25 protein-coding genes are annotated in these 26,580 nt (G+C 72.7%); 17 read left to right on the top strand and 8 right to left on the bottom strand.

Features of this window, described 5'->3' with window-relative positions:
* Positions 1 to 9: 9 nt before the first annotated feature.
* Complete coding sequence (locus tag KZQ38_RS26600; protein WP_219445565.1) at positions 10 to 1,614, top strand: beta-N-acetylhexosaminidase; 1,605 nt, start codon at positions 10 to 12, stop codon at positions 1,612 to 1,614.
* A gap of 43 nt (positions 1,615 to 1,657) precedes the next feature.
* On the opposite strand, the gene KZQ38_RS26595 is transcribed toward KZQ38_RS26600, so the two are convergent.
* Entirely contained in the window at positions 1,658 to 3,103 is a 1,446-nt protein-coding gene (locus KZQ38_RS26595) for an aldehyde dehydrogenase family protein (protein ID WP_219445563.1), read from the bottom strand.
* A 150-nt stretch (positions 3,104 to 3,253) separates the two neighbouring features.
* Between KZQ38_RS26595 and KZQ38_RS26590 the strand changes: the two genes are divergently transcribed.
* From KZQ38_RS26590 to KZQ38_RS26570, 5 genes are all read left to right on the top strand, one after another.
* Complete coding sequence (locus tag KZQ38_RS26590) at positions 3,254 to 4,660, top strand: helix-turn-helix domain-containing protein (protein WP_219445561.1); 1,407 nt, start codon at positions 3,254 to 3,256, stop codon at positions 4,658 to 4,660.
* A 123-nt stretch (positions 4,661 to 4,783) separates the two neighbouring features.
* Positions 4,784 to 5,383 carry a ribonuclease FAU-1 family protein gene (locus tag KZQ38_RS26585; protein WP_219445559.1) on the top strand — a complete coding sequence of 200 codons (600 nt, stop codon included), beginning with the start codon at positions 4,784 to 4,786 and terminating at the stop codon, positions 5,381 to 5,383.
* Positions 5,380 to 5,994 carry a nucleoside/nucleotide kinase family protein gene (locus KZQ38_RS26580; protein ID WP_219445557.1) on the top strand — a complete coding sequence of 205 codons (615 nt, stop codon included), beginning with the start codon at positions 5,380 to 5,382 and terminating at the stop codon, positions 5,992 to 5,994. Before KZQ38_RS26585 ends, KZQ38_RS26580 begins: the two co-directional genes overlap by 4 nt.
* A 21-nt stretch (positions 5,995 to 6,015) precedes the next feature.
* Positions 6,016 to 6,291: a DUF6412 domain-containing protein gene (locus KZQ38_RS26575; protein ID WP_219445555.1), complete on the top strand. Its 276-nt coding sequence runs from the start codon at positions 6,016 to 6,018 to the stop codon at positions 6,289 to 6,291.
* 37 nt (positions 6,292 to 6,328) lie between these two features.
* On the top strand, positions 6,329 to 6,997 hold the full coding sequence (locus tag KZQ38_RS26570) for a YidC/Oxa1 family membrane protein insertase (protein ID WP_219445554.1): 669 nt from the start codon (positions 6,329 to 6,331) through the stop codon (positions 6,995 to 6,997).
* Here KZQ38_RS26570 and KZQ38_RS26565 read toward each other — a convergent pair.
* Entirely contained in the window at positions 6,906 to 7,949 is a 1,044-nt protein-coding gene (locus KZQ38_RS26565) for a fatty acid desaturase family protein (protein ID WP_308258606.1), read from the bottom strand. The two genes, KZQ38_RS26570 and KZQ38_RS26565, sit on opposite strands and share 92 nt — an antisense overlap.
* Before the next feature lie 33 nt (positions 7,950 to 7,982).
* A complete protein-coding gene (locus KZQ38_RS26560; protein ID WP_219445552.1) occupies positions 7,983 to 9,524 on the bottom strand; it encodes a PucR family transcriptional regulator in 1,542 nt (513 codons plus the stop codon).
* Positions 9,525 to 9,674: 150 nt separating this feature from the next.
* Here KZQ38_RS26560 and pruA point away from each other — a divergent pair, with 150 nt between their 5' ends.
* Both pruA and KZQ38_RS26550 read left to right on the top strand, forming a co-directional pair.
* Complete coding sequence (gene pruA, locus KZQ38_RS26555; RefSeq protein ID WP_219445550.1) at positions 9,675 to 11,300, top strand: L-glutamate gamma-semialdehyde dehydrogenase; 1,626 nt, start codon at positions 9,675 to 9,677, stop codon at positions 11,298 to 11,300.
* 2 nt (positions 11,301 to 11,302) lie between these two features.
* On the top strand, positions 11,303 to 12,226 hold the full coding sequence (locus KZQ38_RS26550) for a proline dehydrogenase family protein (protein WP_219445549.1): 924 nt from the start codon (positions 11,303 to 11,305) through the stop codon (positions 12,224 to 12,226).
* On the opposite strand, the gene KZQ38_RS37255 is transcribed toward KZQ38_RS26550, so the two are convergent.
* Positions 12,213 to 14,783 (bottom strand): P-loop NTPase family protein, encoded by a 2,571-nt coding sequence (locus KZQ38_RS37255; protein WP_219445548.1) that lies wholly within the window; start codon positions 14,781 to 14,783, stop codon positions 12,213 to 12,215. The genes KZQ38_RS26550 and KZQ38_RS37255 overlap by 14 nt on opposite strands.
* An 18-nt stretch (positions 14,784 to 14,801) precedes the next feature.
* Here KZQ38_RS37255 and KZQ38_RS26540 point away from each other — a divergent pair, with 18 nt between their 5' ends.
* The 3 genes from KZQ38_RS26540 (at position 14,802) to KZQ38_RS26530 (ending at position 18,728) form a co-directional block, all read left to right on the top strand.
* A complete protein-coding gene (locus KZQ38_RS26540; RefSeq protein ID WP_219445800.1) occupies positions 14,802 to 16,469 on the top strand; it encodes a bifunctional 3'-5' exonuclease/DNA polymerase in 1,668 nt (555 codons plus the stop codon).
* 84 nt (positions 16,470 to 16,553) lie between these two features.
* Complete coding sequence (locus tag KZQ38_RS26535) at positions 16,554 to 18,038, top strand: carbohydrate-binding protein (protein ID WP_257902274.1); 1,485 nt, start codon at positions 16,554 to 16,556, stop codon at positions 18,036 to 18,038.
* 9 nt (positions 18,039 to 18,047) lie between these two features.
* Positions 18,048 to 18,728 carry a helix-turn-helix transcriptional regulator gene (locus tag KZQ38_RS26530; protein ID WP_219445547.1) on the top strand — a complete coding sequence of 227 codons (681 nt, stop codon included), beginning with the start codon at positions 18,048 to 18,050 and terminating at the stop codon, positions 18,726 to 18,728.
* On the opposite strand, the gene KZQ38_RS26525 is transcribed toward KZQ38_RS26530, so the two are convergent.
* Positions 18,710 to 19,531 (bottom strand): prenyltransferase/squalene oxidase repeat-containing protein, encoded by an 822-nt coding sequence (locus KZQ38_RS26525; RefSeq protein WP_308258604.1) that lies wholly within the window; start codon positions 19,529 to 19,531, stop codon positions 18,710 to 18,712. The two genes, KZQ38_RS26530 and KZQ38_RS26525, sit on opposite strands and share 19 nt — an antisense overlap.
* 172 nt (positions 19,532 to 19,703) lie before the next feature.
* Here KZQ38_RS26525 and KZQ38_RS26520 point away from each other — a divergent pair, with 172 nt between their 5' ends.
* The 4 genes from KZQ38_RS26520 to KZQ38_RS26505 are packed head-to-tail and all read left to right on the top strand — an operon-like array spanning position 19,704 to position 22,885.
* Positions 19,704 to 20,126: a hypothetical protein gene (locus KZQ38_RS26520; RefSeq protein WP_219445544.1), complete on the top strand. Its 423-nt coding sequence runs from the start codon at positions 19,704 to 19,706 to the stop codon at positions 20,124 to 20,126.
* A 5-nt stretch (positions 20,127 to 20,131) separates the two neighbouring features.
* Positions 20,132 to 20,722, top strand: a complete 591-nt coding sequence (locus tag KZQ38_RS26515; RefSeq protein WP_219445536.1) for a DUF3558 domain-containing protein — start codon at positions 20,132 to 20,134, stop codon at positions 20,720 to 20,722.
* Positions 20,723 to 20,725: 3 nt separating this feature from the next.
* Positions 20,726 to 22,060 (top strand): hypothetical protein, encoded by a 1,335-nt coding sequence (locus tag KZQ38_RS26510; protein ID WP_219445534.1) that lies wholly within the window; start codon positions 20,726 to 20,728, stop codon positions 22,058 to 22,060.
* A gap of 3 nt (positions 22,061 to 22,063) precedes the next feature.
* Complete coding sequence (locus KZQ38_RS26505) at positions 22,064 to 22,885, top strand: ESX secretion-associated protein EspG (RefSeq protein WP_219445532.1); 822 nt, start codon at positions 22,064 to 22,066, stop codon at positions 22,883 to 22,885.
* Here KZQ38_RS26505 and KZQ38_RS26500 read toward each other — a convergent pair.
* Together KZQ38_RS26500 and KZQ38_RS26495 are read right to left on the bottom strand one after the other, a co-directional pair.
* Positions 22,857 to 24,020, bottom strand: a complete 1,164-nt coding sequence (locus tag KZQ38_RS26500) for a lactate 2-monooxygenase (protein ID WP_219445530.1) — start codon at positions 24,018 to 24,020, stop codon at positions 22,857 to 22,859. The two genes, KZQ38_RS26505 and KZQ38_RS26500, sit on opposite strands and share 29 nt — an antisense overlap.
* 200 nt (positions 24,021 to 24,220) lie before the next feature.
* Entirely contained in the window at positions 24,221 to 24,520 is a 300-nt protein-coding gene (locus KZQ38_RS26495) for a site-specific integrase (protein ID WP_219445529.1), read from the bottom strand.
* Between the two features lie 31 nt (positions 24,521 to 24,551).
* Here KZQ38_RS26495 and KZQ38_RS26490 point away from each other — a divergent pair, with 31 nt between their 5' ends.
* Positions 24,552 to 25,310 (top strand): GntR family transcriptional regulator, encoded by a 759-nt coding sequence (locus KZQ38_RS26490; protein WP_219445527.1) that lies wholly within the window; start codon positions 24,552 to 24,554, stop codon positions 25,308 to 25,310.
* Between the two features lie 147 nt (positions 25,311 to 25,457).
* Positions 25,458 to 25,991, top strand: coding sequence for an HAD family hydrolase (locus KZQ38_RS26485; RefSeq protein ID WP_219445525.1), 534 nt, complete (start codon positions 25,458 to 25,460; stop codon positions 25,989 to 25,991).
* A 28-nt stretch (positions 25,992 to 26,019) separates the two neighbouring features.
* Here KZQ38_RS26485 and KZQ38_RS26480 read toward each other — a convergent pair whose 3' ends face one another.
* Positions 26,020 to 26,574 carry a hypothetical protein gene (locus KZQ38_RS26480; protein ID WP_219445524.1) on the bottom strand — a complete coding sequence of 185 codons (555 nt, stop codon included), beginning with the start codon at positions 26,572 to 26,574 and terminating at the stop codon, positions 26,020 to 26,022.
* Between the last annotated feature and the right edge of the window lie 6 nt (positions 26,575 to 26,580).

The following is a 26,580-nucleotide window of genomic DNA, read 5'->3' as shown; positions in this document are numbered from 1 at the left end:
CCCAGGAGGATGTCCGTGCCACGACCCGTGGACAGAACCAGACGCGCCGGTCGGCGCGCTGTCGGACGCGCGCTCGCCGCACTGCTGTTCCTGAGCGCGGTGGGCGCGGCGAGCCCCGCGCAGGCCGTTCCGGAGACCCCCTTGCACCACATCGTGCCCGCACCGGTGAAAGTCACCCCCAAGCCCGGCGTGACCTACACCCTCGCCGCCGACACGCGCATCCACACCCACCCCGGCTCGCGGGAGGCCCGCCAGGTCGGCGAGTACCTGGCGGGCGTGCTGCGGCCGTCCACCGGCTACCGCCTGCCCGTCGCGCCCGGCGCGTCCGGTCACGGCATCTCGCTGCTGCTGACCGGCGCCGACCCCCGCGTCGGCGACGAGGGCTACCAGCTCGACGTCACGCACCGCGGCGTGGTGATCCGGGCGCGGACCGCGGCCGGCCTCTTCGCGGGCGTGCAGACGTTCCGCCAGCTCCTGCCCGCCAAGGTGGAGTCCGCGTCGCGGCAGCGCGGCCCGTGGACCGTGCCCGGCGGCAGCGTGCTCGACCACCCGCGCTACGCGCACCGCGGCGCGATGCTCGACGTGGCGCGGCACTTCTTCTCCGTGGCCGAGGTCAAGCGGTACATCGACCAGATCGCCCAGTACAAGATCAACCGCCTGCACCTGCACCTGACCGACGACCAGGGCTGGCGGCTGGAGATCAAGAGTTGGCCCCGGCTGACCGAGCACGGCGGCAGCACGGAGGTCGGCGGCGGCGCCGGCGGCTACTACACCCAGGAGCAGTACCGGGACCTGGTGGCCTACGCGGCGTCCCGGCACATCGAGGTGATCCCGGAGATCGACCTGCCGGGCCACACCAACGCCGCGCTCGCCTCCTACGCCGAGCTGAACTGCGACGGCGTCGCGCCGCCGCTGTACACCGGTATCGAGGTCGGTTTCAGCTCGCTGTGCATCGACAAGGACATCACGTACGAGTTCGTGGACGACGTGTTGCGCGAGGTCGCCGCGCTGACCCCCGGCCGGTACATCCACATCGGCGGTGACGAGGCGCTGGTCACCACCGACCCGGACTACGTGAAGTTCATGGACAAGGTGCTGCCGCTGGTCGCCAAGCACGGCAAGACCGCGGTCGGCTGGCACGAGTTCGTGAAGGCCGACCCGCCCGCGTCGACCGTGCCGCAGTTCTGGGGCACCAAGACCGTCGCGCCGGACGTGGTCGCCGCCGCGAAGCGCGGCAGCCGGGTCGTGCTGTCGCCCGCCACCAAGGCGTACCTGGACATGAAGTACGACGAGAACACCAAGCTGGGCCTGAAGTGGGCCGGGTACACCGACGTCGAGGACGCGTACGACTGGAACCCCGGCGCGTTCGTCGAGGACCTGCCCGCGTCGGCGGTGCTCGGCGTCGAGGCCCCGCTGTGGACGGAGACGCTGACCGACTCGGCGGAGGTCGAGCACATGGCGTTCCCGCGGCTGCCCGCCATCGCCGAACTGGGCTGGTCGCCGTGGGAGACCCACGACTGGGCCAAGTTCCGGGTCCGCCTCGCCGCGCAGGGCCCGCGCTGGCAGGCGCAGGGCGTGAACTTCTACCCGTCGCCGCAGGTCCCCTGGAAGTGAGCGGAGCGGGGGAGGCGGCCGACGCGGCGCCTCCCCCGGCCCGTCAGAACAACCCGCGCGCACCGGCCGAGTAGCTCACCAGCACCTGTTTCGCCCGCTGGTAGCGGTCCAGCAGCGCGCGGTGGTCCGCCCAGCCGCCGAACGCCGGGTGCGGCTGGTGGTCGTTGACCCACACCCGGTCCGCCCGGATCTCCCGGCCCACGCGGTGCGCCTGGCCGCCGTCCCGCGACCACACGCCCGCACCCGGACCGCGAGGGGCGTCGTTCACGATCTTCACGGCGTCGTCGACGTCGTCGAACCGCGTCACCGACACCACCGGCCCGAACACGTCCTCCTGGAACACGCGCATCTTGTGGTCGGCCTCGAACACCGTCGGCGCCACGTAGCAGCCGCCGGACAGCTCGCCGCCCGGGTCGGCCCGCTCACCACCGCACACCAGCCGCGCGCCCTCCCGCCGACCGGTCCCCACGTGCGCCAGCACCGCCGCGACCTGCTCGGCGTCGACCAGCGCGCCGACCATCGTGGCGGTGTCCAGGGGGTCGCCCTGCCGCATGGCCCCGGTGCGCTCCACCGCGTCGGCCAGGAACTCCTCGTAGGCGGAACTCTGGATCAACGCCCGCGACGGGCACGTGCGGGCCTCGCCCTGGTTGAAGGCGAACATCGCGAAGCCCTCCAACGCCTTGTCGCGGAAGGCGTCCCGGTGCGCGACCACGTCGGCGAAGAAGACGTTCGGGCTCTTGCCGCCCGCGTGCCGGTCGGCGGTCCCGCCGGTGGACCCGATCCGCGCCACCCGGGGTGACGAGACCAGCGGCGCGCCCGCCTCGTCGCCGAACCCGTTGACGACGTTGACCACACCCGGCGGCAGCAGGTCGGCGATCACGTCCAGCAGCACGTGGATCGACGCGGGCGTCCGCTCGGAGGGCTTGAGCACCACCGCGTTGCCGGCGGCGAGCGCGGGCGCGAGCCGCCAGGCCGCCGCCGGCAGCGGGAAGTCCCACGGCACGACCAGCCCGACCACGCCCAGCGGCTCCGGGAAGCGGTAGGCCACGCGGTCCGCGTCGAGCCGCGCGACACCGCCCTCCGCGGCGCGCACCACGCCCGCGAAGCGGCGGAAGTGGTCCACCACCGCGGGCAGGTCGGCGGTCAGCGCCTCGCGCACCGGCTTGCCGTTGTCCCAGGTCTCCGCGACGGCCAGCGCTTCGAGGTGGTCCTCGACCCGGTCGGCGACCTCGTCGAGCACGTTCGCGCGCTCGGCGGCGGACGTGCGGCCCCACGCGCGGGCCGCGCCGTGCGCCGCGTCCAGCGCCCGGTCCACGTCCTCGGCGGTGCCGCGGGCGACCTCGGTGAACACCTCGCCGGTCACCGGCGACGCGTTGGCGAAGTAACCACCCCTGGTGGGCGGCACGTGCTCGCCGCCGATGAAGTGGTCGTACCGCTCGCGGCAGGACACCGGGCTGCCCGGCCGGCCGGGCGCCGCGTACCTGGTCATCGTCTTCCCGCCTCCCCACTGGCACCGCGCTGGACGCGGCGAACCTAGGGGCGGGGACGTTGCAGTCACGTTGCACCCGATCGGACCACGAGCCGGCTTGCCGCGACCGGGCGCGGGGCGTCATCCTGGTCAGCCAGGAGGTTGTCCGCGATGCACCCAGACCCGCGCCTGCTCGCCGGGCTGCACGAGGCGGAGCTGACGGGGTCGCCGTCGACCGGGGCGCGGGAGTTCATCGTCGAGTCGTGGCGGCGCTCCCTGGCCGCGCGGGTCGACCCGGACCACCACCAGCCGCCGCTCGTGCTGGCCCCCGACGAGGTCGCCGAGGTGCGTGGCGCGCACCCGCTGGCCGCGATGCTGCCCGTGCTGCGGGAGACGCTGGTCGCCATCGCCCGGGACGCCGACCAGATCATGATCGTCACCGACGCCGAGGGCCACGTGCTGTGGTGCGAGGGCGCGAGCGCCGTGCGCGGGCGCGCCGAGCGGGTGCACCTGACCGAGGGCTCGCGGTGGAGCGAGGACGCCATCGGCACCAACGCCATGGGCACCGCGCTCGCCCTGGGCAGGCCCGTCACCGTGCACTCCGCCGAGCACCTGGTGCGGGCCTACCACGACTGGACGTGCGCGGCGTCGCCGGTGCGGGACCCGGACACCGGCCGGACGATCGGCGTCGTCGACCTCAGCGGGTCGCTGCGCACCGCGCACCCCACCATCAGCGCGCTGGTGGCAACCACCGCGCGCCTGGTGGAGAGCCAGCTCCAGGTGCGGCTCGCGCTCCGCGACCAGCGGCTGCGCGAGGCGAACCGGCCGCACCTGGCCGCGTTGCGCGGTGAGCCGGGCGCGCTGCTCAGCCCCACCGGGCGCGTGCTGGCGTCGGCGGACCTGCGAGCCAGGCGCGTGGACGTGACCGCCGACCGGGTGCGGTTGGCCGACGGGCGGGAAGCGCTCGTGGAGCCGTTGGACGAGGGGTACCTGCTCCGCGTGCCACGCCGGAGCGGGCGAAGACCCGTGCTGTCCCTGCGCTTCCTCGGCGGGCTCGCCGGGTCGCTCGGCGGGCGGGCGCTGGTGCTGTCGCTGCGGCACGCCGAACTGCTGACCGCCCTGGCGCTGCACCCGCGCGGGCTGACCGCCGAGCAGTTGGCGCTGCACCTGTACGGCGAGCGCGGCAACCCGGCCACCGTGCGCGCCGAGCTGCACCGGTTGCGCGCGCAGCTCGGTGACGTGCTGCTGACCAGGCCGTACCGGCTGTCGGCGGACGTGCAGGGTGATTTCCTGGCCGTGCGGGCGGCGTTGCGGGCGGGCGACGTGCCCGCCGCGGCGGCGGCGTACCAGGGCGAGCTGCTGCCGCGGTCGGACGCGCCCGTGGTGCGCGCGGAGCGGGAGGAGCTGGCGGCGGCCGTGCGGCGCGGCGTGCTGGACCACGACGACGCCGACGCGCTGTGGGCGTTCGCGGGCGCGGTGGAGGACGTGGAGGTGCTGGAACGCCTGGTGCGCCGCCTGCCCCGACCCGATCCCCGGCACGCCCTGGCGGAAACCCGCCTGCGCCGCGCCCTCGCCTGACCCGCCCACCACCGCGACCCGCGTCACCACACCGACCTGGCGCATGTCCCGCACCGGCACACCCACCCCCACCGCGAACCGCACTGCCCCGACCCTCCCCACACGCTCGCCTAGGCTGGCCGCATGGGGTTCTTCGCACCTGGTGACGTCGCGTTGCGCCGGGAAGTCCTGCACGGCAAACCGTGGTCGGTGACGCCGACCCGCGTGATCGAGGACGGGCCGGAGCTGCTGGCCGTCTTCACGGTGCCCGGCGCCCGCTTCGGTTTCCCGGACCACCCGTTCCCGCACCCGTGGCGGACCGCGGGCAACACGCACTGGCGCGGGCACGGCAAGCTCCAGCTCCACCGACCCGGCGACGCCTACTCCGTCGACCTGTACTGGCAGGGCGAGCAACGCCGGTTCGCCGGGTGGTACCTCAACCTCCAGGACCCCTTCCGCCGCACGCCCTTCGGTTTCGACACGCTCGACCACGAGCTGGACTACTGGCTGCCGGTGGAGGGCGGCTTGGAGGACAAGGACCGCGTCGAGTTCGAGGAGCAGGTGGCGCACGGCAAGTACACGGCCGCCCAGGGCGCGGCGATCCGCCGCACCGGCGCGGAGATCGAGGCGATGGTGGCGGCCGGCACGACGTGGTGGGACCCGGCGTGGTCGGAGTTCGAGCCCGACCCGGACTGGCCGGTGCCGGAGCTGCCGACCGGCTGGCACGACTACCCGTTGCCGTGAAGGTCCGCCCGCTGACGCCGGACGCCCTGGTCGCGGAGCTGGTCGACCGGATCGCCGACCGGCCGCGCGACGCGTGGACCCGCGTCCTGGTCGACGGCGCGCCGCCCGCGCACCCGGAACGGCTCGCCGACGCGCTCGTGGACCCGCTGCGGGCCCGGGGTCGGCCCGTCCTGCGGGTGTCCGCCGCCGACTTCCTGCGCCCCGCGTCGGTGCGGCTGGAGTTCGGGCACACCGACCCGGAGTCGTTCCGCACCGGCTGGGTCGACGTGCCCGGCCTGCTGCGGGAGGTGCTGGACCCGCTGGAGCCGGGCGGCACGGGCCGGGTGCTGCCGTCGCTGTGGGACGCCACCGCGGACCGGGCGAGCCGCGCCGACTACGTGTCGCTGCCCGCGGGCGGCGTGCTGGTGCTGGACGGGACGCTGCTGCTGGACAAGTGGCTGCCCGCCGAGCTGACCGTGCACCTGCTGCTGTCGAACGCGGCGCTGGCCCGGCAGGTCGACCCGGAGCTGCGGTGGGTGCTGCCCGCGTACGACGACTACGCGCCGGACGCCGACGTGACGATCCGCTACGACCACCCCACGCGGCCCGCCGTGGTGGGTACGCTCGACTGAGGAACCCGAGGGGAGGTGGCCGTGACCAGGCTCCAGCTGCTGCTCGCGCTGTACCTGCCGGGTCTGTTCGCGTTCACCCTCTTCCACGCGCCCGCCGAGCTGCTGGCCGCCGTCGCGGCGGTCGCCCTGGTGGCGCTGCTGCTCACCACCGCGCCCACCGAGCGGACGACGCCGACGTGGGCGCGTTCCCTGTCCCTGCGCGAGAAAGCCCTGAAAGCGGCGTTCCTGCGCCTGCGCGACCCCGACGCCGCGGGGCGTCCCCGGCCGCGAGCACCCGGACTCGGCCTCAGCGCCTGAAGTCCTCTTCCCGCTCGCTTGAAACCGGAGTACCCCCTTGTTCCACGCCCTGGGCGCAGCCCTGGCGGGCGTCGCCACGCCCGCGCTCGCCATCGTCCTGTTCACCGTCGTCGTCCGCCTGCTGATGCACCCGCTGAGCCGAGCCGCCGTGCGCGGCGAGAAGGCGCGGGCCGCGCTCGCACCGCAAGTGCGCGCGCTCCAGGAGAAGCACGGCAAAGATATGCGCAAGCTCCAGGAGAAGACCATGGAGCTGTACCGCGCCAACGGCACCTCGATGCTGGCGGGCTGCCTGCCCGCCCTGGTGCAGGTGCCGTTCTTCATGGTGATGTACCGCTTGGTCACCACGCCGAACCCGTTGCTGGAAGGCACGTTGCTCGGCACGCCGCTGGGCGCGCACTGGTTCGGCGCGTACGACCACAACGCCGTGTTCCTGGTGTTGTTCGCCGCGCTGGCGGTGGTCGCGTTCGCGACGGCGCGGTGGCAGGCGGCGCGTGCCGCCGAAGCCGCCGGGCCGCAGCCGCCGTTCGCGAAGCTGGTGCGGCTGCTGCCGTTCGGGACCGTCCTCGTCGCCGCCGTGCTGCCGCTGGCGGCGGGCGTCTACCTGCTGACCACCACTACCTGGACGCTGTGCGAGCGAGCTTTTCTCCACCACGCAGTTCAGCTCCCGCCTCGTGCAGGAACTTCAGCACGAACCCGTACGAGCTGAACAGGCCGCACTCGGCGTAGGAGATGCCCCGCTCCCGGCAGAAGTCGCGGACCAGCACCCGCACGCGGCGCAGGTGCGGTCGCGGCATGTTCGGGAACAGGTGGTGCTCGATCTGGTAGTTCAGGCCGCCCAGCAGGAAATCGGTGAACCAGCCGCCGGTCACGTTGCGCGACGTCAGCACCTGCTTGCGCAGGAAGTCGAGCCGGTGGCCGGCGGACAACACCGGCATCCCCTTGTGGTTGGGGGCGAACGAACAACCCATGTACACGCCGAACAAGCCCTGGTGCACGGCGATGAACGCGATGGCCTTGCCCGGCGACATCACCGCGAACACCAACCCGAAGTACGCCACGAAGTGCACGGCGAGCAGCACGAGTTCGAGCCGCCACCCGCGCACCTCGCGGCGTGCCGCGGCGGCCGTGCTGATGACGTGCAGGCTGAAACCCTCCAGCAACAGCAACGGGAAGAACAGCCACGCCTGGTTCTTCACCACCCACCGGAAGAAGCCACGCTTGCGCTGGGCCTGCTCGGCGCTGAACGCGAGCACGGCGATGTCGACGTCCGGGTCCTCGTCCTCGTGGTTGGGGTTGGCGTGGTGGCGGTTGTGCTTGCCCATCCACCAGCCGTAGCCGACGCCGATCACCAGGTTGCCCAGGAGCAGGCCGACGGTCCCGTTCGCCTTGTTGGTCGCGAACATCTGGCGGTGGCCCGCGTCGTGGCCGAGGAACGCGATCTGCGTGTAGACGACGGCCAGCACGGCGGCGAGGCCGAGCTGCCACCACGAGTCACCGAGCGCGACCACACCCGCGACCGCCGCCGCCAGGGCGCCGAGCGCACCCACCAGGCACACCACGTAGAAGCCGATCCGCCGGTCGAGCAGGCCGGCCTGCTTGACCGTCCTGGACAACTCGGCGAAGTCACTGCCGCGCCTGGACGACGCATCGAGGTTCACGGCGCGGAGCCTAGGGTGCGGCCGGTGAAGGGCTCAGGGCAGCCTTAGTTGCAGTTGTGCGAACAGCCGGAGCAGCGGGTCGTCCAGGTCGAACCCGCCGACCTCGGCGGCACGCCGCACCCGGTACCGCAGGGTGTTCGGGTGCACGTGGAGCCCGCTCGCGGCGGCACGCACGTCGCCGAACGCGTCCAGGTACGCCAGCAGGGAACGCGCCAGCTCCGGTTCGAGCCGGTCCAGCCGGGGGTCGCGGATGCGCGGGTGCTCGGCGAGCAGCGCCAGGGTCTCGCTGACCAGCACCCGCGACCGGACGTCGGCGAGCGTGGCGACGTCCACGTCCAGGTCGCGGCCCATGGCGTCGAGCACGCGGTCCGCCTCGTGCCGGGACACCATGACCTCGTCCACGGTCGGCACGGTGGAACCGATCGCGCCCTGCACCCGCAGCCCCATGTGCTTGCGCGCGGCGGCGACGATCTCCCTGGTCAGCGCGAGCAGCGGCGCGGTCGGCGGCAGGTCGGGCAACAACACGTAGGTGCGCCCGGCGGACTGGCTGACCAGCGCGCTGCGCCGGTACGCGGCGGCGTGCACGGAGATCAGGCCGGTCAGCTCGGCGTGCCGCAGCTCGTGCTGGGTGCGGTCGGCGTTCTCCTGGCCGCGCAACGCGAACACCACGACGGCGGCGGGCTTGGCCGGGTCGGCGCCGATCTGCCCGGCCACCGACGCCGCGTCCATCCGGCCGTCCAGCAGCGACGCCAGCAGGTTCTCCCGGAACGCGGCGGTCGGCTCGCGCTGCTGCACCAGGTGCAGCGCGGTCACCCGCGCCGCGCCGAGCAACGCCCGCTCCGCCCGCTCGGTGAGCGGCGTCGCGCCCTCCTGCACCCAGATCGTGCCCAGCGGCTGGTTGCCCGCGCGGACGCCGATCGCGATCCGCCGCCGGATGCCCAACTCGGGCCGCTCGTCGATGCGCACGACGTCCTCACCGGAGCGCAACCGCTGGTAGACGCCCCACTCGCGGAGCATCTTCAGGTACGGCTCGGGTCCCTGGCGGCCGAGGATGGACAGCCGCCGCAGCTCGTCCACCTCGTCCGAGGAGCGCGAGTAGGCCAGCACGCGGCTCGCGGTGTCCTCGATGCTGACGATGCCGCCGGTCAACGCGGCGATCGTCTGGGCCAGGCCGAACAGGTCGCCGAGCACCTCGCCCGCGCCCGCGTCGGCGGTCAGCCGCGCGCTGCTCACCACACCGCGGGCCAGCGACTCCAGGTGCTCCCACCGCACCTCCGGCCGCACCCCGAGCAACGCCACGCCCGCGTCCGCCGCGGCCTGCCGCAGCACCGGCGCGGGCGCGTCCACCTTCACCGCGACGGCCGCCGCGCCGCCCTGCCCGGCGGCCCGGACCAGCGGCAGCGCCGCCCGGCCACGCGCGCCGACCACCAGGGCGAGGTCGCCGGGCCGGATGTCGGGCGCGTCGTCCGGGTCGAGGATCACCACGTCGTGCACGTCGACCTCCAGGCCGTGCGGCGCGACCTGGAGTTCCACCAGCGGATCACCCAGCGCGATCAACACCTGGCGCAGGCTCACCCGCACCCCCTTCCGGTCGGCAGCCGACCGGCCGCACGTTTGTCCGCGCGGACAACGGAGCACACGCAAGCCTAGCCGTGCGGACAACGGTGTGCACGCTCGGTAGTCCTACCGTGAAGCCGACACAACCATGTGGCGAAGGAGCTGCTTGTGGATGCCGTGACCAGGGTCCCCGCACCGGTGAACGAGCCCGTCCTCAGCTACGCACCCGGTACCCCGGAGCGCGCGCAGTTGCAGGCGAAGCTGGCCGAGCTGGCCAAGGAACCCACCGAACTGACCCTGACCATCGGCGGCGAGCAGCGGGTGGGCGGCGGCGAGCGCTTCGACGTCGTCCAGCCGCACAACCACCGCGCCGTCCTGGGCACGCTGCACGGCGCGACGCAGCAGGACACCCGGGACGCCGTCGAGGCGGCCAAGAAGGCCGCGCCGGCGTGGCGCGCGTTGTCCTTCGACGACCGCGCGGCGATCCTGCTCAAGGCCGCCGACCTGCTCGCCGGGCCGTGGCGCCAGACGCTGAACGCCGCCACCATGCTCGGCCAGTCCAAGACCGCCGTGCAGGCCGAGATCGACGCCGCGTGCGAGCTGATCGACTTCTGGCGCTTCAACGTGTCGTTCGGCCGGCAGCTCCTCGCCGAGCAGCCGCAGTCCTCCCCCGGCGTGTGGAACCGCACCGACCACCGCCCGCTGGAGGGCTTCGTCTACGCGATCACGCCGTTCAACTTCACCGCCATCGCGGGCAACCTGCCCACCGCGCCCGCCCTGATGGGCAACGTGGTGCTGTGGAAGCCCTCGCCCACGCAGAGCTTCGCCGCGCACCTCACCATGCGGCTGCTGGAGGAGGCGGGCCTCCCGCCCGGCGTGATCAACCTGCTGCCCGGCGACGGCCTGGCCGTGTCCGAGGTGGCGCTCGCGGACCCCGACCTCGCGGGCATCCACTTCACCGGGTCCACCAGGACCTTCCAGCACCTGTGGGGCCAGGTCGGCGCGAACATCGCGAACTACCGGTCCTACCCGCGCATCGTCGGCGAGACCGGCGGCAAGGACTTCGTGCTCGCGCACCCGTCCGCCGACCCCGACGTGCTGCGCACCGCCCTGGTCCGCGGCGCGTTCGAGTACCAGGGCCAGAAGTGCTCCGCCGCGTCCCGCGCGTACGTCCCGCGCTCGGTGTGGAACCGCATGAAGGACGACTTCCTGGCCGACGTCGAGTCCCTCACCATGGGTGACGTCACGGACCTGTCGAACTTCCTCGGCGCCGTCATCGACCGGCGCTCGTTCGACAAGCTGTCCGGCGTGCTGGAGGCGGCACGCGGCGACTCCTCGCTGGAGATCGCGGCCGGCGGCACCGCCGACGACACCGACGGCTACTTCGTGCGCCCGACCGTGCTGCTCGGCTCGAACCCCGCGCACGAGGTGTTCACCACCGAGTTCTTCGGCCCGGTGCTGGCCGTGCACGTGTTCGACGACAGCGACTACGACACCGTGCTCAAGCAGATGGAGAGCGCGGCGCCGTACGGCCTGACCGGCGCGATCATCGCCCAGGACCGCGCGGCCATCGCCCACGCGCAGGAGGCGCTGCGGTTCGCCGCGGGCAACTTCTACGTCAACGACAAGCCGACCGGCGCGGTCGTCGGCCAGCAGCCGTTCGGCGGGGGCCGGGCGTCCGGCACCAACGACAAGGCGGGCTCGGTGCACAACCTGCTGCGCTGGGTGAGCCCCCGCTCCATCAAGGAGACGTTCACGCCTCCGACCTCCCACCGCTACCCGCACCAGGGGTGACCATGCTCCGCTCGACACTGCTCGCCGCCTCGCGCTCCGGGGCGATCCGCTCGCTCGTCGAACGCACGCCGCTGACCCGGCCCGTCGTCAAGCGCTTCGTCTCCGGTGACGACGTGGACGCCGCGATCGCCACCACCGGCGAGGTGCTCGCCGACGGCCGCCTGGTCACGCTCGACCACCTGGGCGAGGACACGCGTGACGCCAAGCAGGCGACGGCCACCGCGGAGGCGTACCTCGAACTGCTGCGCCGCCTGGAGACCGCGGGGTACGCCGACCGGGCCGAGGTGTCCGTGAAGCTGTCCGCGGTGGGCCAGTTCCTGCCGGTCGACGGGGAGAAGATCGCCCTGGACAACGCGCGCCGCATCTGCTCGGCGGCGGGCGCGGTCGGCACCACGGTCACCCTGGACATGGAGGACCACACCACCACCGACTCGACGCTGGGCATCCTGCGCGAGCTGCGGGTGGACTTCCCGTGGGTCGGCGCGGTGCTCCAGGCGTACCTGAAGCGCACCGAGCAGGACTGCCGGGACCTGGCGCACGCCGGGTCCCGGGTCCGGCTGTGCAAGGGCGCGTACCAGGAGCCCGCCTCGGTGGCGTTCCAGGACAAGGCGGACGTCGACCTGTCGTACGTGCGCTGCCTGAAGGTGCTCATGGCGGGTGAGGGCTACCCGATGGTCGCGTCGCACGACCCGCGGCTGATCGCGATCGCCACCGACCTCGCCGCCCACCGGTCGAAGGACAGCTACGAGTTCCAGATGCTGTACGGCATCCGGCCCGAGGAGCAGCGCCGCCTGGCCGCCGAGGGCAACCGGATGCGGGTGTACCTGCCCTACGGCGACGAGTGGTACGGCTACTTCATGCGGCGGCTCGCGGAGCGCCCGGCCAACGTGGCGTTCTTCCTGCGGGCGCTGCTCACGCGGGGCTAGGCCAGTCCCGGGCGACCATCGCCCTGGTCCGGGTGCGCGCGACCTGCGGGTCGGGGTGCGCCCGGACCACGTCCTCCACGGCCGCGACGGCGGCGGCGAACCGGTCGGGCGCCACCCGCGCGGCCCGCAGCACCACCACCGCCCGGTGCGCCGCCGCCAGCGCCCGGTCCAGCTCCACCCTGGTCTGCACGCACAGCACCGCGTACCCGGTCAACGCCTCGGCGTAGTCCGGGTCGGCGGCCAGCTCGCCGGGCGTGCGGACCAGGTGCCAGGCCAGCACGGCCTGCCGCGCGCGGGACAACGCGCCCAGCCCGCGTGCCGCGTGGGTCAGCACGGCCACCCGCCGCACCGCCAACGGGTACGCCCGCGCCGCCACGTCGCACCGCCCCACCAGGTCCCGCCAGCACTCGGCGGCGTGCTCGGCGCACCGCAACGCGTCCTCGTCGTGCGCCACCGCGGCCAGTTCGTCGGACAACGCGGCCCACGCGCGGGCCAGCCGCGCGTCCGGTCCCGGCACCTGCCCCACCAGGTTCGCCACCACCTGCCGCGCCGCGTGCTCGCGGCCCGTCGCGAGCAGCAGCCCGGCCAGCCGGCAGCGCGCCGCGGCGAACGCCGCCGCGAACCGCGCCGGGTACCGCTCCGCCAGGGGCCGCAGCAGGTCCACCGCCTCCTGGGCCACCGGCAGGCGGTCACCCGGCACCGGCACGTCGAGCTGGTCCAGCAGCGCGGCGGCGAGCCTGCCGACCGCGCGCGGGTCGCCGTCCCGCGCGATCCGCCGCCACAGCCGCACCGCCTCCTCGGCCGCCGCGAGCGCGTCCGCACGCCGGTCCGGACCACGCAGCACCGCGCCCAGCGCGCCCAGGGCGGTGGCGAGTTCGGGTTCGAAATCACGCGGGTTGGCCGCGGCGAGCCTGCGCAGCACCTCGATCGAACCGCCGGCCGCCACCTCCGCCTCACCGCCCAGGCCGAGCACCGCCAGCAGGTTCGCCAACGCGCCCAGCGTGCGGGCGAACTCGGCCTCGTAACGGGGGTCCGCGGCCACCACGGCACGCCACCGCCACACCGCCGACCGCGCCGCGTCACCGGCCTCCACCCGCCGGCCGACCTCGTGCAACCGCACCGCCAGGTGGTGGGTGATCTTCGCCAGGTCGAGCCGGAACAACGCCGGCCGCGCCTCGTGCAGCTCCTGGTAGAGCAACGCGGCGTGGCTCACCGCGGCCAGCGCGTCGGCACGCCGCCCGAGCGCGGCGTTCCGCACGCCCAGCCGCTCCAGCGCGGCGGCCAGCTGCGGCGTGCACTCCTCGTCGTCCTCGACCGCCTCCCGCGCCTGCGCCGCGGCCTCCGCCGAGACCGCCAGCGCCTCCTGCTCGCGGCCCACCGCGACCAGCCGCAACGACAGGTCGCCCAACGCGTCGGCGAGCGCCGGCCGGTACTCCGCCGGGTCCTCGGCCACCAGTTCGCGGTAGAGCGCGACCTCCGTGCGCGCGGCGGCCAGCGCCTCCGCCCGCAACGCGGCGATCGCGGCCCGCGCGCCGAGCATCCCGTGCAGCTCGGCCAGCTCCGGCTTGTCCGCGACGGCCGCGCGCTGCCGCAGCAGGGTGCGGGTGAGCACGGCGGGCAGCACGTCGCCGTGGAAGCGCGGCTCCTCGAACACCCGTCTGGCGATGGCGCGTGCCACCTCGGGCCTGGTCGCGAGCGCGGTGAGCGGGCCCGCGTCGACGTTCGCGACCAGGTCCGGCTCGGCGGTGAACAACGCCTCCGCGCGACGCAGCACGTGCGGCCAGCGCCCGGCGGCCCGCAGCAGCGCCGCCAGCGCGTGCGGCGTGCGGTCGGGTTCGATCCGGTCGTCGAGCAGGGCCACCGCCAGCACGTCCTCGGCGTGCCTGCCCGCGGCGGGCGGGTCCGGGTCGAGGTCGGCCAGCCACCGCACCAGCGCCACCGGTTCGCTCGCCGGCGAGCCGTGCACCGCGGCCAGCGCGGCCAGGTGCAGGTCGTGCAGGGTCTCCGCGGGCGGTGTCGGCACGTCCGGCCGGGGCAGCCCGAGCAGGCCCGCGAACCGGCAGCACGCCGTGCGGAACGACTCCGGGTGCTCCTCGGGGCACGGCGCGAGCGCCAGCTCCGCCGCGGTGTAGCCGAGGTCGGCCGCGCGTTGCCGCAGCGCCGACCACCACCAGTCCGCGTCACGCGCCACCACCAGCAGCCGGACCCGCCCGGCCTGCTCCTGGAGCACCTGGTGCAGCTCGTGCCACGGCACCAGGTCGGCGTCGTCCACCACCAGCACGCCGCCGCCCGCCGCGAACCGGTGCGCCAGGCGCGTCTTGCCCACGCCGGGCGGACCGTGCAGCAGCAGGAGGGACGCCCGGCCGCCCTCGTCCCGCCACCGGGTCAGCGTCGCCAGTTCCTCCACGCGACCGTGGAAGGGCACCACCTCGTGACGCGCGTCGAGCAACTCGCCGGGCGACAGGATGCGTTCCACGGCGCACATCCTGCCCGCCGCCCGGAGCCACGAACGGGTGTCCCCGCCGGTCGCGCGGTGCACCGCGATGTCGTACCCCATGTGCACAATCGGGTGGTGATGGTCGCCTTGGTGTCACACGGGGAGAACGCCGGCCGGGTCCGGCGGCTCTCCGCGACCGGGGCGCCCGCCGGTCCGGTCGTGGAGACCACCGACCTGGCCGCGACCGTGGCCGCCCTGGAGGAGGACGGCCCGCGCTGGCTGTGGCCCGCGACCGCCGAGGTGTACCCGGGCCTGCTGGCGCGTGGCGTGCGGGTGGAGCGCTGCCTGGACCTGCACCACGTCGAGTCGCTGCTGCTGGCCCACCGCGGCGCGCACGGCGAGCCGCGCGGGTTGGCGGCGGCGGTGGCCCGGCTGCGCGGGCTGCCCGTGCCGGCGGACCGGGGTCCCCGCAAGCGCGACGCCCAGCCGACCCTGTTCGAGCCGGAGCGCGAGCCGCTGCCCGGCGGCGCCGACCCGTTGGACGCGGTGATCGCGGTGCACGCCGAGCAGCAGCGGGTCGCGGCGGGCCTGCCGCACCCGGACCGGCTGCGGCTGCTGTTCGCCGCCGAGTCGGCGAGCGCGCTGGCGGCGGCGGAGATGACGCACTTCGGGCTGCCGTGGCGGGCCGACGTGCACGAGGACCTGCTGGTGGAGCTGCTGGGAGCGCGGCCGGTGAACGGCGCGCGGCCGGCCAGGCTCGCCGAGCTGGTTGACCGGATCACGGCGGCGTTCGGCGGGCGGGCGGTGAACCCCGACCACCCGTCCGGCATCGTGCGCGCGTTCGGGCGGGAGGGCGTGGACGTCCCGTCCGCGCGGGCGTGGGTGCTCAAGGAGGTCGACCACCCGGCGGTCGCGCCGCTGCTGGAGTACAAGGAACTGGCCCGGCTGTGGGTGGCGCACGGCTGGTCGTGGCTGGACCAGTGGGTGGCCGGCGGGCGGTTCCGGCCGGACTACGTGGTGGGTGGCGTGGTGTCCGGGCGGTGGGCGACGCGGGGTGGCGCGGCGCTCCAGATCCCGCGCACGCTGCGGCGTGCCGTGGTCGCCGACCCGGGCTGGAAGCTGGTCGCGGCGGACGCCGCGCAGCTGGAGCCGCGGGTGCTCGCGGCGTTGTCCGGCGACCGGCGGCTGGCGGCCGTGTCGGGTGACGACGACCTCTACACGAACCTGGCGGCGGACGCGTTCGACGGCGACCGGGACCGGGCGAAGATCGCCATGCTGTCCGCGATGTACGGCGGCACCAGCGGCGAGGCGGGCCCGTTGCTCGCCGTGCTGCGCCGCCGGTTCCCGGACGCGGTCGGCTACGTGGAGGCGGCGGCCACCGCCGGCGAGCAGGGCCGCGTGGTGCGCTCCCGCCTGGGCCGCACCAGCCCGCCGCCGTCGGAGGCGTGGCGTGCCGTCACCGGCAACGCGGACGAGGGGGAGGACGCGGCGCGGCAGTCCCGGCGGGCGGCCCGGGAGTGGGGTCGGTTCACGCGGAACTTCGTGGTGCAGGCCAGCGCGGCCGACTGGACGGCCGCCCTGCTGGGCGCCCTCCGGCGACGCCTGCACCGGTCCGCGCCGGGTGCGCACCTGGTGTTCTTCCAGCACGACGAGGTGCTGGTGCACTGCCCGGCGGAGGTGGCGGACGCGGTGTGCGGGGAGGTGTCCGCGGCCGGCGCCGAGGCGTCCCGGCTGGTGTTCGGCGAAACCCCCGTCCGGTTCCCGCTGAAGGCCGTGCCGGTGGACAGCTACGCGGACGCGAAATAGGGGTTCGTCGTTCGTTCGGCCGATTGAGCGGAGGCAGATGGGAGCGCTCTCATTGGTGCTGTCCGGACCGACGAGGGAGCCCCCATGGCAACCACCCCGCGACATCTGGCCCTGGCCGCCGCAACGGCCCTGCTCGCCGCCACCGCACCCACGACCTCCACCGCCGCGCCCGCCGCACCGCCCGCCGGGTCCGCCGCGCAATCCGCCGCGTCACCGGCCGCGCCCGCCCCGCACATCGCCCGATCCGCCGCGTCACCCGCAGCGCCCGCCGCCCACCTCGCACAACCCGCCGCGTCACCCGCCCTGCCCGGCGCGACACCCGCCTCCGTGCCGCCCACCCCACCGGGCTGGGCGTTGCGCTGGAGCGACGACTTCACCGGCCCCGCCGGCACGCCGCCCGCCGCGAACCAGTGGCTGGTCGACCTCGGCCACGGCTACCCCGGCGGTCCGGCGAACTGGGGCACCGGGGAGGTCCAGGAGTACACCTCCTCCCCGTCCAACCTCGCCCTCGACGGCACGGGCAACCTCCGCATCACCGCGCTGCGCGACGCGGCCGGCCGCTGGACGTCCGCCCGCATCGAGTCCCGGCGCGCCGACTTCCGCCCACCCGCCGGCGGCAAGGTCGCCATCGAGAGCCGCATCCGGCTGCCCGACGTCTCCGGTGACGCCGCGCTCGGCTACTGGCCCGCGTTCTGGGCGCTCGGCGCGCCGTTCCGCGGCAACTACTGGAACTGGCCGGGCATCGGCGAGTTCGACGTCATGGAGAACGTCAACGGCCTCGACTCGGTCTGGGGCGTGCTGCACTGCGGTGTCAACCCCGGCGGCCCGTGCGGCGAGGCCAACGGCATCGGCGCGAACCGCCCGTGCCCCGGCACGCCCTGCCGGTCGGCGTTCCACACGTTCCGCTTCGAGTGGGACGAGAGCACGTCGCCCGCGCAGTTCCGCTGGTACGTCGACGGCCAGCGCTTCCACAGCGTCGACCGCACCCGCTTCGACGCCACCACGTGGGCGAACATGACCTCGCACGCCGGCTACTTCGTGCTGCTCAACCTGGCCATCGGCGGCGCGTTCCCGAACGGCGTGGCCGGACGCGCGACGCCCACCGCCGCCACCGCACCGGGCCGCTCGATGCTGGTCGACTACGTCGCCGTGTGGACGGCGGGCGGCACGGCCGCGGGCTGGGACGCGTACGCGGAGATCCAGGCCGAGCAGGCGACCGCGCGGTCCGGCGGCGTCGCCGAGCCCACGGCCGTGACGCGGCTCAAGAACGGCGACTCGCTGCGGTTCTCCGGCGTCCGGTTCGGTTCCGGCACGGCCCGGCAGTTCCTCGCCCGTGCCGCGTCCGGCGCGGCGGCCGGGGTCAGCGGGCTGGTGGAGGTCCGGCTGGACAGCCCCACCGCGACACCGGTCGGCAGCTTCGCCATCGCCGACACGGGCGGGTGGCAGTCGTGGCGGACCGTGCCCGCGAACATCACCGGCGTCACCGGCACCCACGACGTGCACGTCACGTTCACCAGCGGGCAGCCGGCGGCGTTCGTCAGCGTCGACTGGCTCAGGTTCGCGACCTAGGCTGGCCCCGTGCCGGACACCTACGTCGAGCGGCCCGCCGCCGGACTGGACTGCGCCTGGCGACGGGCCGCCGCCGAGCCCGGGGTGGGCCGGGTCGTGCCCGACGGGCGCACCGACGTGATCTGGTCGTCCTCCGGCCGGCTGTTCGTGGCGGGCCCGGACACCAGGGCGCACATCACCACCACCGAGCCCGGCGAGCTGCACGGTGTGCGCTTCGGCCCCGGCGTGGGACCGGCCGTGCTGGGCGTCCCGGCACACGTGCTGCGCGACCAGCGCGTGCCGCTGGCCGAGCTGTGGCCCGACACCGAAGCCCTTGGGGACGCGCTGGCCGCGGCCGACGACCCGTGCGCCGTGCTGGCCGACGCCGCCCGCGCCCGCCTGCGCGCGAGCCCGCCCGACCCGCTGGCCGCGGCCGTCGCCGCCACCGTCGGCCGCACGCCCGTCGCCGCGCTCGCCGACGACCTCGGCGTCAGCACCCGGCAACTGCACCGCCGCAGTCTCGACGCGTTCGGCTACGGCCCGAAGACCCTGCACCGGGTGCTGCGCTTCGACCACGCGGTGAAGCTCGCCCGGCGCGGTGTGGCGTTCGCGGACATCGCCCACCGCACCGGGTACGCCGACCAGGCCCACCTGTCGCGGGACGTGAAGGACCTGGCCGGTGTGCCGTTGGGTCAGCTGATCCGGTCGTAGGCACGCAGCGTGCGCAACGCCTCGATGGTGACGATCGGCCGCCACTCGTGCGTGGTGACCGGGGTCCACGCGGGCCACGGGAACGTCCAGCCGCCGTCGTCGGCACGCGCGGCGACCAGCTCGTCCAGGTCGCGCGTCATCTCGTCGTCGCTGAACCAGCGGCGCGCCAGGCTGTCCGGCGTGGCCGCGTAGTGGTGCGGCCGGTGCGTCTCGCCCGCCGCGTAACCCTCCGCCGCCTGGCCTTCCCCGAGGTCCACCAACCCCTGCTCGCGCACCAGCTCGCCCAACCGCGCCGCGGCCCGCTCGGCCCGCGGCCGGTCCGGCACGTCCTGGAGGAACGCGAGACACGCGGCGGCCTCGTAGGGGTGTGTCTCGGCCATTCCGTCGACCCGCTCCCAGCAGAACACCGTCGCCCGCTCCAGCCACGGGTCCGCCACCCCGAACCGGTGCAGCACGCTCGCCACGAGCGCCGTCATCAGCAGGTCGCTGTCCCCCGACACCCGCCACCACGGCGCACGGGGGTGGTCCGCCGCCGTCGCCAGGCAGTTCGGCACACCGCCGTCCTCGTTCGCGATCGACGCGAGGAACCCGGCGGCCCCGGCCACGAACCGGTCGTCGCCCACCTCGTGCAGCAGGTTCAACGCCGTCCACGTGTGCAGCGGCTGACTGGTCGGCCCCCGGCCGTCCGGCTCCAGCGCGTGCCCGAACCCGCCGTCTTCGTTGCGGTACGCCGCGACCGCCGCCACCACCGGCTCCGCCGGCCCGCCGTCGAACAAGAACCCGAACCGCCGCTGCTCCAGCACCCGTGCGTGGTGCCAAAGAAAGGACCTTGCCGCATCCAACATGCGACTCACGCTAGGCCCATCGGTCCCGCGCGGTCTTGAACGAATCGGACACCGCCCAACCGGGTCCGGCAACCACTCCGAACACCCTTCCGGAGCAGGACCCCTGTGCCATCATTGATCGGCGGTTGGCGTGAGGGGAGCGCGAGCGATGCTGGACGCGGGCGGTGGGGGCCGCAAGCTGGGTTTCACGGCCGACACGGTGGCCGGTGGCGCCGGTGGTGGTTTCGTCTCGACCAAGACGAGGTTCTACGTCGAGCCGGCGGAGGCAGAACGCCTCCTCGACGGCCTGAAACTGGCGTTGGAGAAGCTGCTGGACGTCAAGCGGGAGACCGAGCAGATCCTGTTCGGCAAACCTCCCGGGAAGGACGTTTACAGCGGCATGGCCACGCTCGCCATCCAACGCGCCGCCGGGTCAGAGGAAGGCGGCTACGCGTGGGCCAACCTCAAAGCGCAAGAAGCGCTGGAGAAGACCATCGCGAACATCCAGCAGGCACTGGACGAGTACAAGGGCACCGACTCGGCGGCTGCCGACGCACTCAAGCCGAAGGACTGAATTCCTTGATTCGCACACTCCGCGCGATCGCGGTCGCGGGTGCGGCTGTCGCCGCACTGGCCGCGTGCAGCTCGAACGACGTCAAGGGCACCCCGACCGCCACACCGGGCGGCGGCACCACGACCACTGCCAAGGGCGGGTCAAGTGGGCAGCCGGACCTGGATCTGAAGAAGTACCTCGGCGCACCCTGCACGATTCTCACGCCGGCCCAGCAGAGCGAGCTGAGCACGTTCCGCGAGGCCAAGGCCGAGGCCGAGGGCATCGATGGTCCGACCTGCACCTACCAGGGCAAGGACTCGCTCGCGAATTCCACCTTCAAGGTGGCGTTCTCGGTGAAGGGCAGGACCTTCGAGGAGGGCGTGAGCAACAGCGCCGCGTTCTCCACCTTCCGCGAGACCAAGATCGCGGGCTACCAGGCCGCCGTCTTCGACGGCGCCGACGGCAAGCGCAACTGCAACGCCGCCGTCCGCACCTCCGCCACGGAATTCGTGTTGATCCAGGCGACCATCGGCAAGAACGACAAGCTGAACGACGGAAACGCGTGCGGCACGGCGGAGCAGGTCGCCGGCACGGTCGTCGCCAATCTGAAGGGGTAGGTCATGGCTCCTTCCATCGGTTCCGACACGGACCTCGGGGGTTTCGCGCTGCTCCAGGTGGGCATCGGCGCGGACAAGATCTACGGGTGGTTCAAGGACGGCATCGGGCCGGAGCGAACCACCGACGCGTCGCAGCGGATGTGGGAAATGGCAGGCCGCGAGCACATGGAAGTCGCGTACCTGATCAACAAGGCCGTCGCGGACTCCGGGGCGGTGTGGGAGGGGGCGGCCGGGGATCAGGCTCGTTCGTCCACCTCGCCGCTGGCGAGCTGGTCCGAGGCGGCGGGGACGAGTGCGCGGTCCGCTGCCGGCAACACGTCGCAGATCAGCGACTCCTTCCGGCTCGCCCGGGACTCGGTGGAGAAGCCCGTCGACGTGCCGGACAAGCCCTGGTACAACGACGCGCTCCCGTGGGACACCGACTACGACGACGCGGTCGAGAAGAGCCAGCAGGTCAACGCCAGGAACATGCAGGTGCTCAGCACCTACGGCAGCTCGGCCAACGCCGCGGGCGCGGCCATGCCGACGTTCCAGTCGCCGGAGGAGATCGGCGCGGGCATCGACGACGGCGGTGGTGAGCCGCCGATCCCCCGCCCGAAGGAGTGGAACGGCCGGGACGAGGTCGGCGACGACGGCAGGGGCACCGACCCGGGTGGCAGCGACGGCAACACCCGCAGGCAGTGGGGCGAACCGACCGTGCCACCGCCCACCCCGCCCGGCGGCAACGACGACGGCACCACGCGCAAGTCGCAGGTCGACCCGCCGGACCGGCCCGTCACCCCGCCGCCGAACATCGACCCGCCACGCACGACGGACCCGCGCAACCCGGTCGACCCGCGCGTGCCGCCGCCGTTCGACCCGCGCCCGCCCTACGACCCCCGCAACCCGAACGACCCCCGCAACCGCCGCGACACCCAGCGGCCCCCGGTGCGGCTGCCCGGTCCGGGCGGCGGCCGGGGTGGCGTGCCGACCACGCCGGGCGGCGGTCCCGGCGGTCCCGGCGGCGGTCGAGGGGGGCTCGGTGGACCAAGTGGCCCGGGCAGCCCGGGTGGGCTGGGCGGACGACTGCCCGGCGCGGGCCCGCTGGGTGGTGGCGGCATGTCCGGTGCGCTGCCCGAACGCGGCTTCGGTTCCGGCGGCGGGGGTTTCGGCCCGAACGGCGCGGGTGCGGCCGGTGCTCGTGGCGGTCTCGGCGCGGGCATGGGCGGTATGGGCGGCGGCGCCGGTCACGGGCAGGGCGAGGAGGACAAGGAGCACAAGTCCGCCTCGTACCTCCAGGAGACCGAGGACATCTTCGGCGACGGCACCATGGTCGCCCCGCCGGTCATCGGGGAGTAGACCGTGCTGCGCACCAAGGTGGCGATCCCGGTCGTCGCGCTCTACACCGCTTGGCAGGCCGAGGGTCTGCCGATGCTGCACAACGCGCTCCTGACGAACGTCGACTTCGACGAGGACCGCCTCGCCGAGGGCGACGTCGGCGGGCTGGCGGACATGACGCGCAACGCGTGGGCGGACCTGGAACGCCTCGGGCTGGCGCGTGGCGGGCAGGTGCACGCCGACCTCGCGCGGTCGCTGCGCCTCATCGCCGGGGCCGCCGTCGAGTTCTACGCGTTCTTCAACGTCGGCGACAGCGACACGCGCAGCGCCCTCGTGGCCCAGTCGGGCGACGACGCGCTGCGCGTCGTGCTGCGGCCGGACAAGCACTTCACGGTGGAACCGGTCCGGCCGGAGGACGCGGTGCAGTCGCTGGTGGCGGCGTTGCCCGAGGCCGGACCGGGCCGCGGCGGCGTGCTGTCGCTGCCCGCCGACGCCCTGGCCGACAAACCACGTCACGCCCGGAGCGACGACGACGGCGAGCGGTCGTTCCTCCAGGCCAGCCGGCCGACCGGGGCGCACGTGGCGGAGGCGCAGGGCGTCCGCAAGCTGCTGGCGGAGCCGCGCACCGGCGGCGGGCAGCTGTTCGCCGCCCGCCGCGACCGGTACGGCCGCAAGCACCGCTGCGCCGCGCCGCTGACGTTCTTCGACACGGTCACCGGCCGCTACCTGTCGGCGAAGTCGACCGGTGGCGACGGCACGCCGTGGCTCACCGTGCAGCCCGCGGACTTCGCCACCATCCAGGGCAGGCTGCGGCAGCTCAGCGCGGAAGCAGCACCTCGGGGCTGAGTTCGGCCGGGCTGCGGTGCCCGGACAACGCGAGGGTCAGCTCGAACTCGGCGAGCAGGCTGCGCAGGACGTGCCGCACGCCCGGCTGCCCGCCGTGGGCGAGCCCGTACGCGAACGGCCGCCCGACGAGGACGGCCTTCGCCCCGAGCGCCAACGCCTTCACGACGTCCGCGCCACCACGCACGCCCGAGTCGAACAACACCTCGACCTGCTCGCCGACGGCTTCCGCGATACCCGGCAGCACGTCCAGCGACCCGACCGCGCCGTCCACCTGCCGACCGCCGTGGTTGGACACCACGACGCCCTGCACGCCCGCGTCCACGGCCTTGCGCGCGTCGTCCACGTGCTGGACGCCCTTGAGCACGATCGGGCCGTCCCAGTGCTCGCGCAGGAACGACAGCTGGTCCCACGACTTGTCGGTGCCCGTGAACAGCTGGACCCAGCGCAGGATCGCCATCGGCAGGTCCTCCTCCGGCGACGCCGCGAGCCCCGCGCGGAACGCCGGGTCGGAGAACGGGATCGCCGTGCCGACGCCACGCAGGAACGGCAGGTACGCCTGGTCCAGGTCACGCGGTCGCCAGGCGAGGGTCCACGTGTCGAGGGTGACCACCAGCACCCGGTACCCGGCGGCGCGGGCGCGGCCCAGGATGCTCGCGCACACGTCCGGTTCGCTGGGCCAGTAGAGCTGGAACCAGCGCTCGCCGTCACCCGCGGCGTCGGCGACCTCCTCGATGGTGTGGGAGGAGGCCGTGGACAGCACGAACGGCAACCCCAGCTCGGCGGCGGCCCGCGCGGTGGCCAGTTCGCCGTCGGGGTGCAGGATCGACTGCACGCCGATCGGCGCGAGCAGCACCGGCGCGGGCAGCCGGGCGCCGAGCACGCTCACCCCGAGGTGCCGCTGCGTGGCGTCGGTGAGCATCCGCGGCACGATCCGCCACCGGTCGAACGCCTCCCGGTTGGCCCGCGCCGTCGCACCCGTCCCGGCCGCGCCGGCCACGTACCAGAACGGACCGGGCCCGAGCCGCTGCCGCGCCGACTCCTCCAAGCCCGCGAGGTCGGTGGTGAACGGCGGCACCTGCCCCGCGAGGCCCTGGAGGTAGATCTCGTTCTGGTACGCGGCGAACTGACCAGCCACTTCGTCCCTCGCCTTCCGCTCAGGCCGTCTACAGGCCGTCCGCCAAGTCTTCCGGGTCGTCGGTCTGCGGATCATGCTCGTTCCCCTCGACCGAACCCGCAAGCACACGATCAACCGCCTTGCGCGTCCGCTCCTGGATGGACGGCAGCAGGTGCGTGTAGACCCGCATCGTGAAGGCCGGGTCCGAGTGCCCGAGCCACTCAGCAAGGGCCTTGATCGACCTCCCCCGCGTCCAGCAGCACCGAGGCGTAGAAGTGCCGCAGCGCGTGCATCCCGTCCTGCCGCAGAGTCCGCTCGGCCTTGGCGTGTTCCAGCGCAGTGGTCCACACGTACTGGTTGAAGCCATCCCGCCGAACCGGCTTGCCGTACTGGCTGACGAGGATCAACGAGATCGTCTCGGGTTCCCCGTCCGCCTCCTTCCACGGCAAGGTCACCTCGACCGGCGGGAACTCCTCCACGTAGGCGCCCAATTCCCGGAGCACGCTGTCCGGAAGCGGCACGTCCCGTTCCTTGCCGCCCTTTGGCTGAGCGATGACCTGCACCGTCCACGATCCGGATCTGGCGAACGATGCGGAGAAGCATCTCATCCCGATTGGTGTACTTTGTGGACAGAACGAAGACTTCCCCTTGCCGGAGACCACAGCCCGCACCCAACGGGATGACGATCTTGTACTTAGGTGCCAGCGCCCTAACGGCCTGCGCCCCCACATCGAATGGTCCTTCGAGCAGGACCACGTCACGATCGATCTCGCCAGCTTCTCCGGTGAAACCCTCCACGGCGTCCTAAAGGAACCGTTGGACAAGATCCGCATCGGACGACCCCGCAGGCACTCCACCTCCGCATCCTGGCCCCAGACCCCACCGCCCCGTGGTCGGTTCTCTGCCACCGTCGAAGACCGAGCCGACAACCCAGCCTTCCGCGCACGCGCAGCCGCGATCATGCGCCGCCTCGCTCTGGCCATCCTTGACAACGTCACCGAGCTGGACACGCTCGGCCTGGTCAAGGACGCCACCGCGGAAGTCCGAGTCCACCCCGCAGCCCCGCTCTTCAAGCTCTACCTAATCAACAACAACGAAGCCTTCTTCGGCTTCTACCTCGTCCGCGAACACGTCCTGTCCCTAGGCGACCAACCCCAAGCCATCTACGACCTCATGGGCAAAGACGCCATCCTCTTCCACCACAGCGCCACCGACGACGACATCAGCACCGGAAGCCATACGTCGACACAAGCCCGCACCTGGTCCGACAGTCTCTGGAACGCCATCGCCACGGAGTACAAGCGCGGATGAATGACCAGCCGGTTCCTGTCGGCGTCACCACAACGCTTTGTCGTATGCTAACTCAGGCCAGAGTCGTGCTACTCGACTTTGACGGCCCAATTTGTTCAGTGTTCTTTACTTCTCCCGCAACACCATGTAGCAGACCAGCTGCGACAAATGCCAAAAGACGGTGAAGCTAAAGTCCCGCCCGATCTGGAAAAGTCCGGCGACCTATTCGACGTCTTCACATATTCAGCCACTGCCGACAAAAAGGAATGTCGACATACTGAATCAGCCCTCAAGGGCACGCGAAGTGGAAGCAGCCAAAGCGGCCAGGCAAACAATTGGCACAAGAATTTCGCAGCAGCCTGGGTAGGATTCGGAGGTCACGTAGCGGTTGCCAGCAACAACAGCGCCACGGCTGTGAACCCTTACGTCAGGTCCAATGAGCATAACATCGTTGAAGTTTTTACTCGCGATTTCTCCAGCCCTACCCTGCTGAAGCAAAATCCGTTTCTAGTCAATCAAGCGATCGCAACTTTGGGTATCTCACCGCAAGAGACTTCGCTTATTGGCGATTCGAAAGCAGGTCACGAGGCCACCATGAATGCCGGTATCAGGTTTATCGGCTATTCAAACAAGCCTGGAAGGACACTGGCGTTCGATGCAGCCAGGGCCGAAGCCATCGTTTCGGATATGAGACTTTTGTAAAGATGTCTTCGATCCCTCTGCCGCACGTCTACTGGGTGTCGCCTCCAAGTTCAGCCGTAAAATCTTCCCCAAATAGTGCAACGTAGATTCCGAATAGCCGCCGAAGAACAGATGCAAGGGTTACTACTAGGTGGACGAGGAGCCACGACGTAAGCGCCGATGCCAATGTTGCCATCAACCCATCGCCTGACAACGATGGGATCGACGCCAGAAGTGCCAATGCAAGTGCCAGCATCATAGATACGGTCGACACGTAGAGGGCACCAACGGCCGATGAGGCGATCAGCTTCCTGAGGTTTCGGCGAACCTTCAATGCCGCCACCTCATGGACCTTAACCCTCAGATTAGCCAGGAAAACAAACACGCTAATCATTGCACCGACCAGCAGGGACGTTGCCGCCAGCAATTGCGGAACTCCCCCCAATCTAACCTGGAATGCCAATATCACCACCGCAACCACTGTCGGCGCGCCGTATAGTGTGAAGATCTCAATTCCCGTCGCCTTTTCATCACCATCCCTCCGGTTGGCGCGGGTATGATAGATAAAAATCGGCCATGGATTGAATCGCTGAAGTGATCTCACGTCAAC

It is taken from the genome of Saccharothrix obliqua (genome assembly GCF_019375475.1).
In the GTDB taxonomy this organism is placed as follows: domain Bacteria; phylum Actinomycetota; class Actinomycetes; order Mycobacteriales; family Pseudonocardiaceae; genus Actinosynnema; species Actinosynnema obliqua.
The sequence above is the reverse complement of the archived record's forward strand: the minus strand, read 5'-3'. Positions and strand labels throughout refer to the sequence as shown.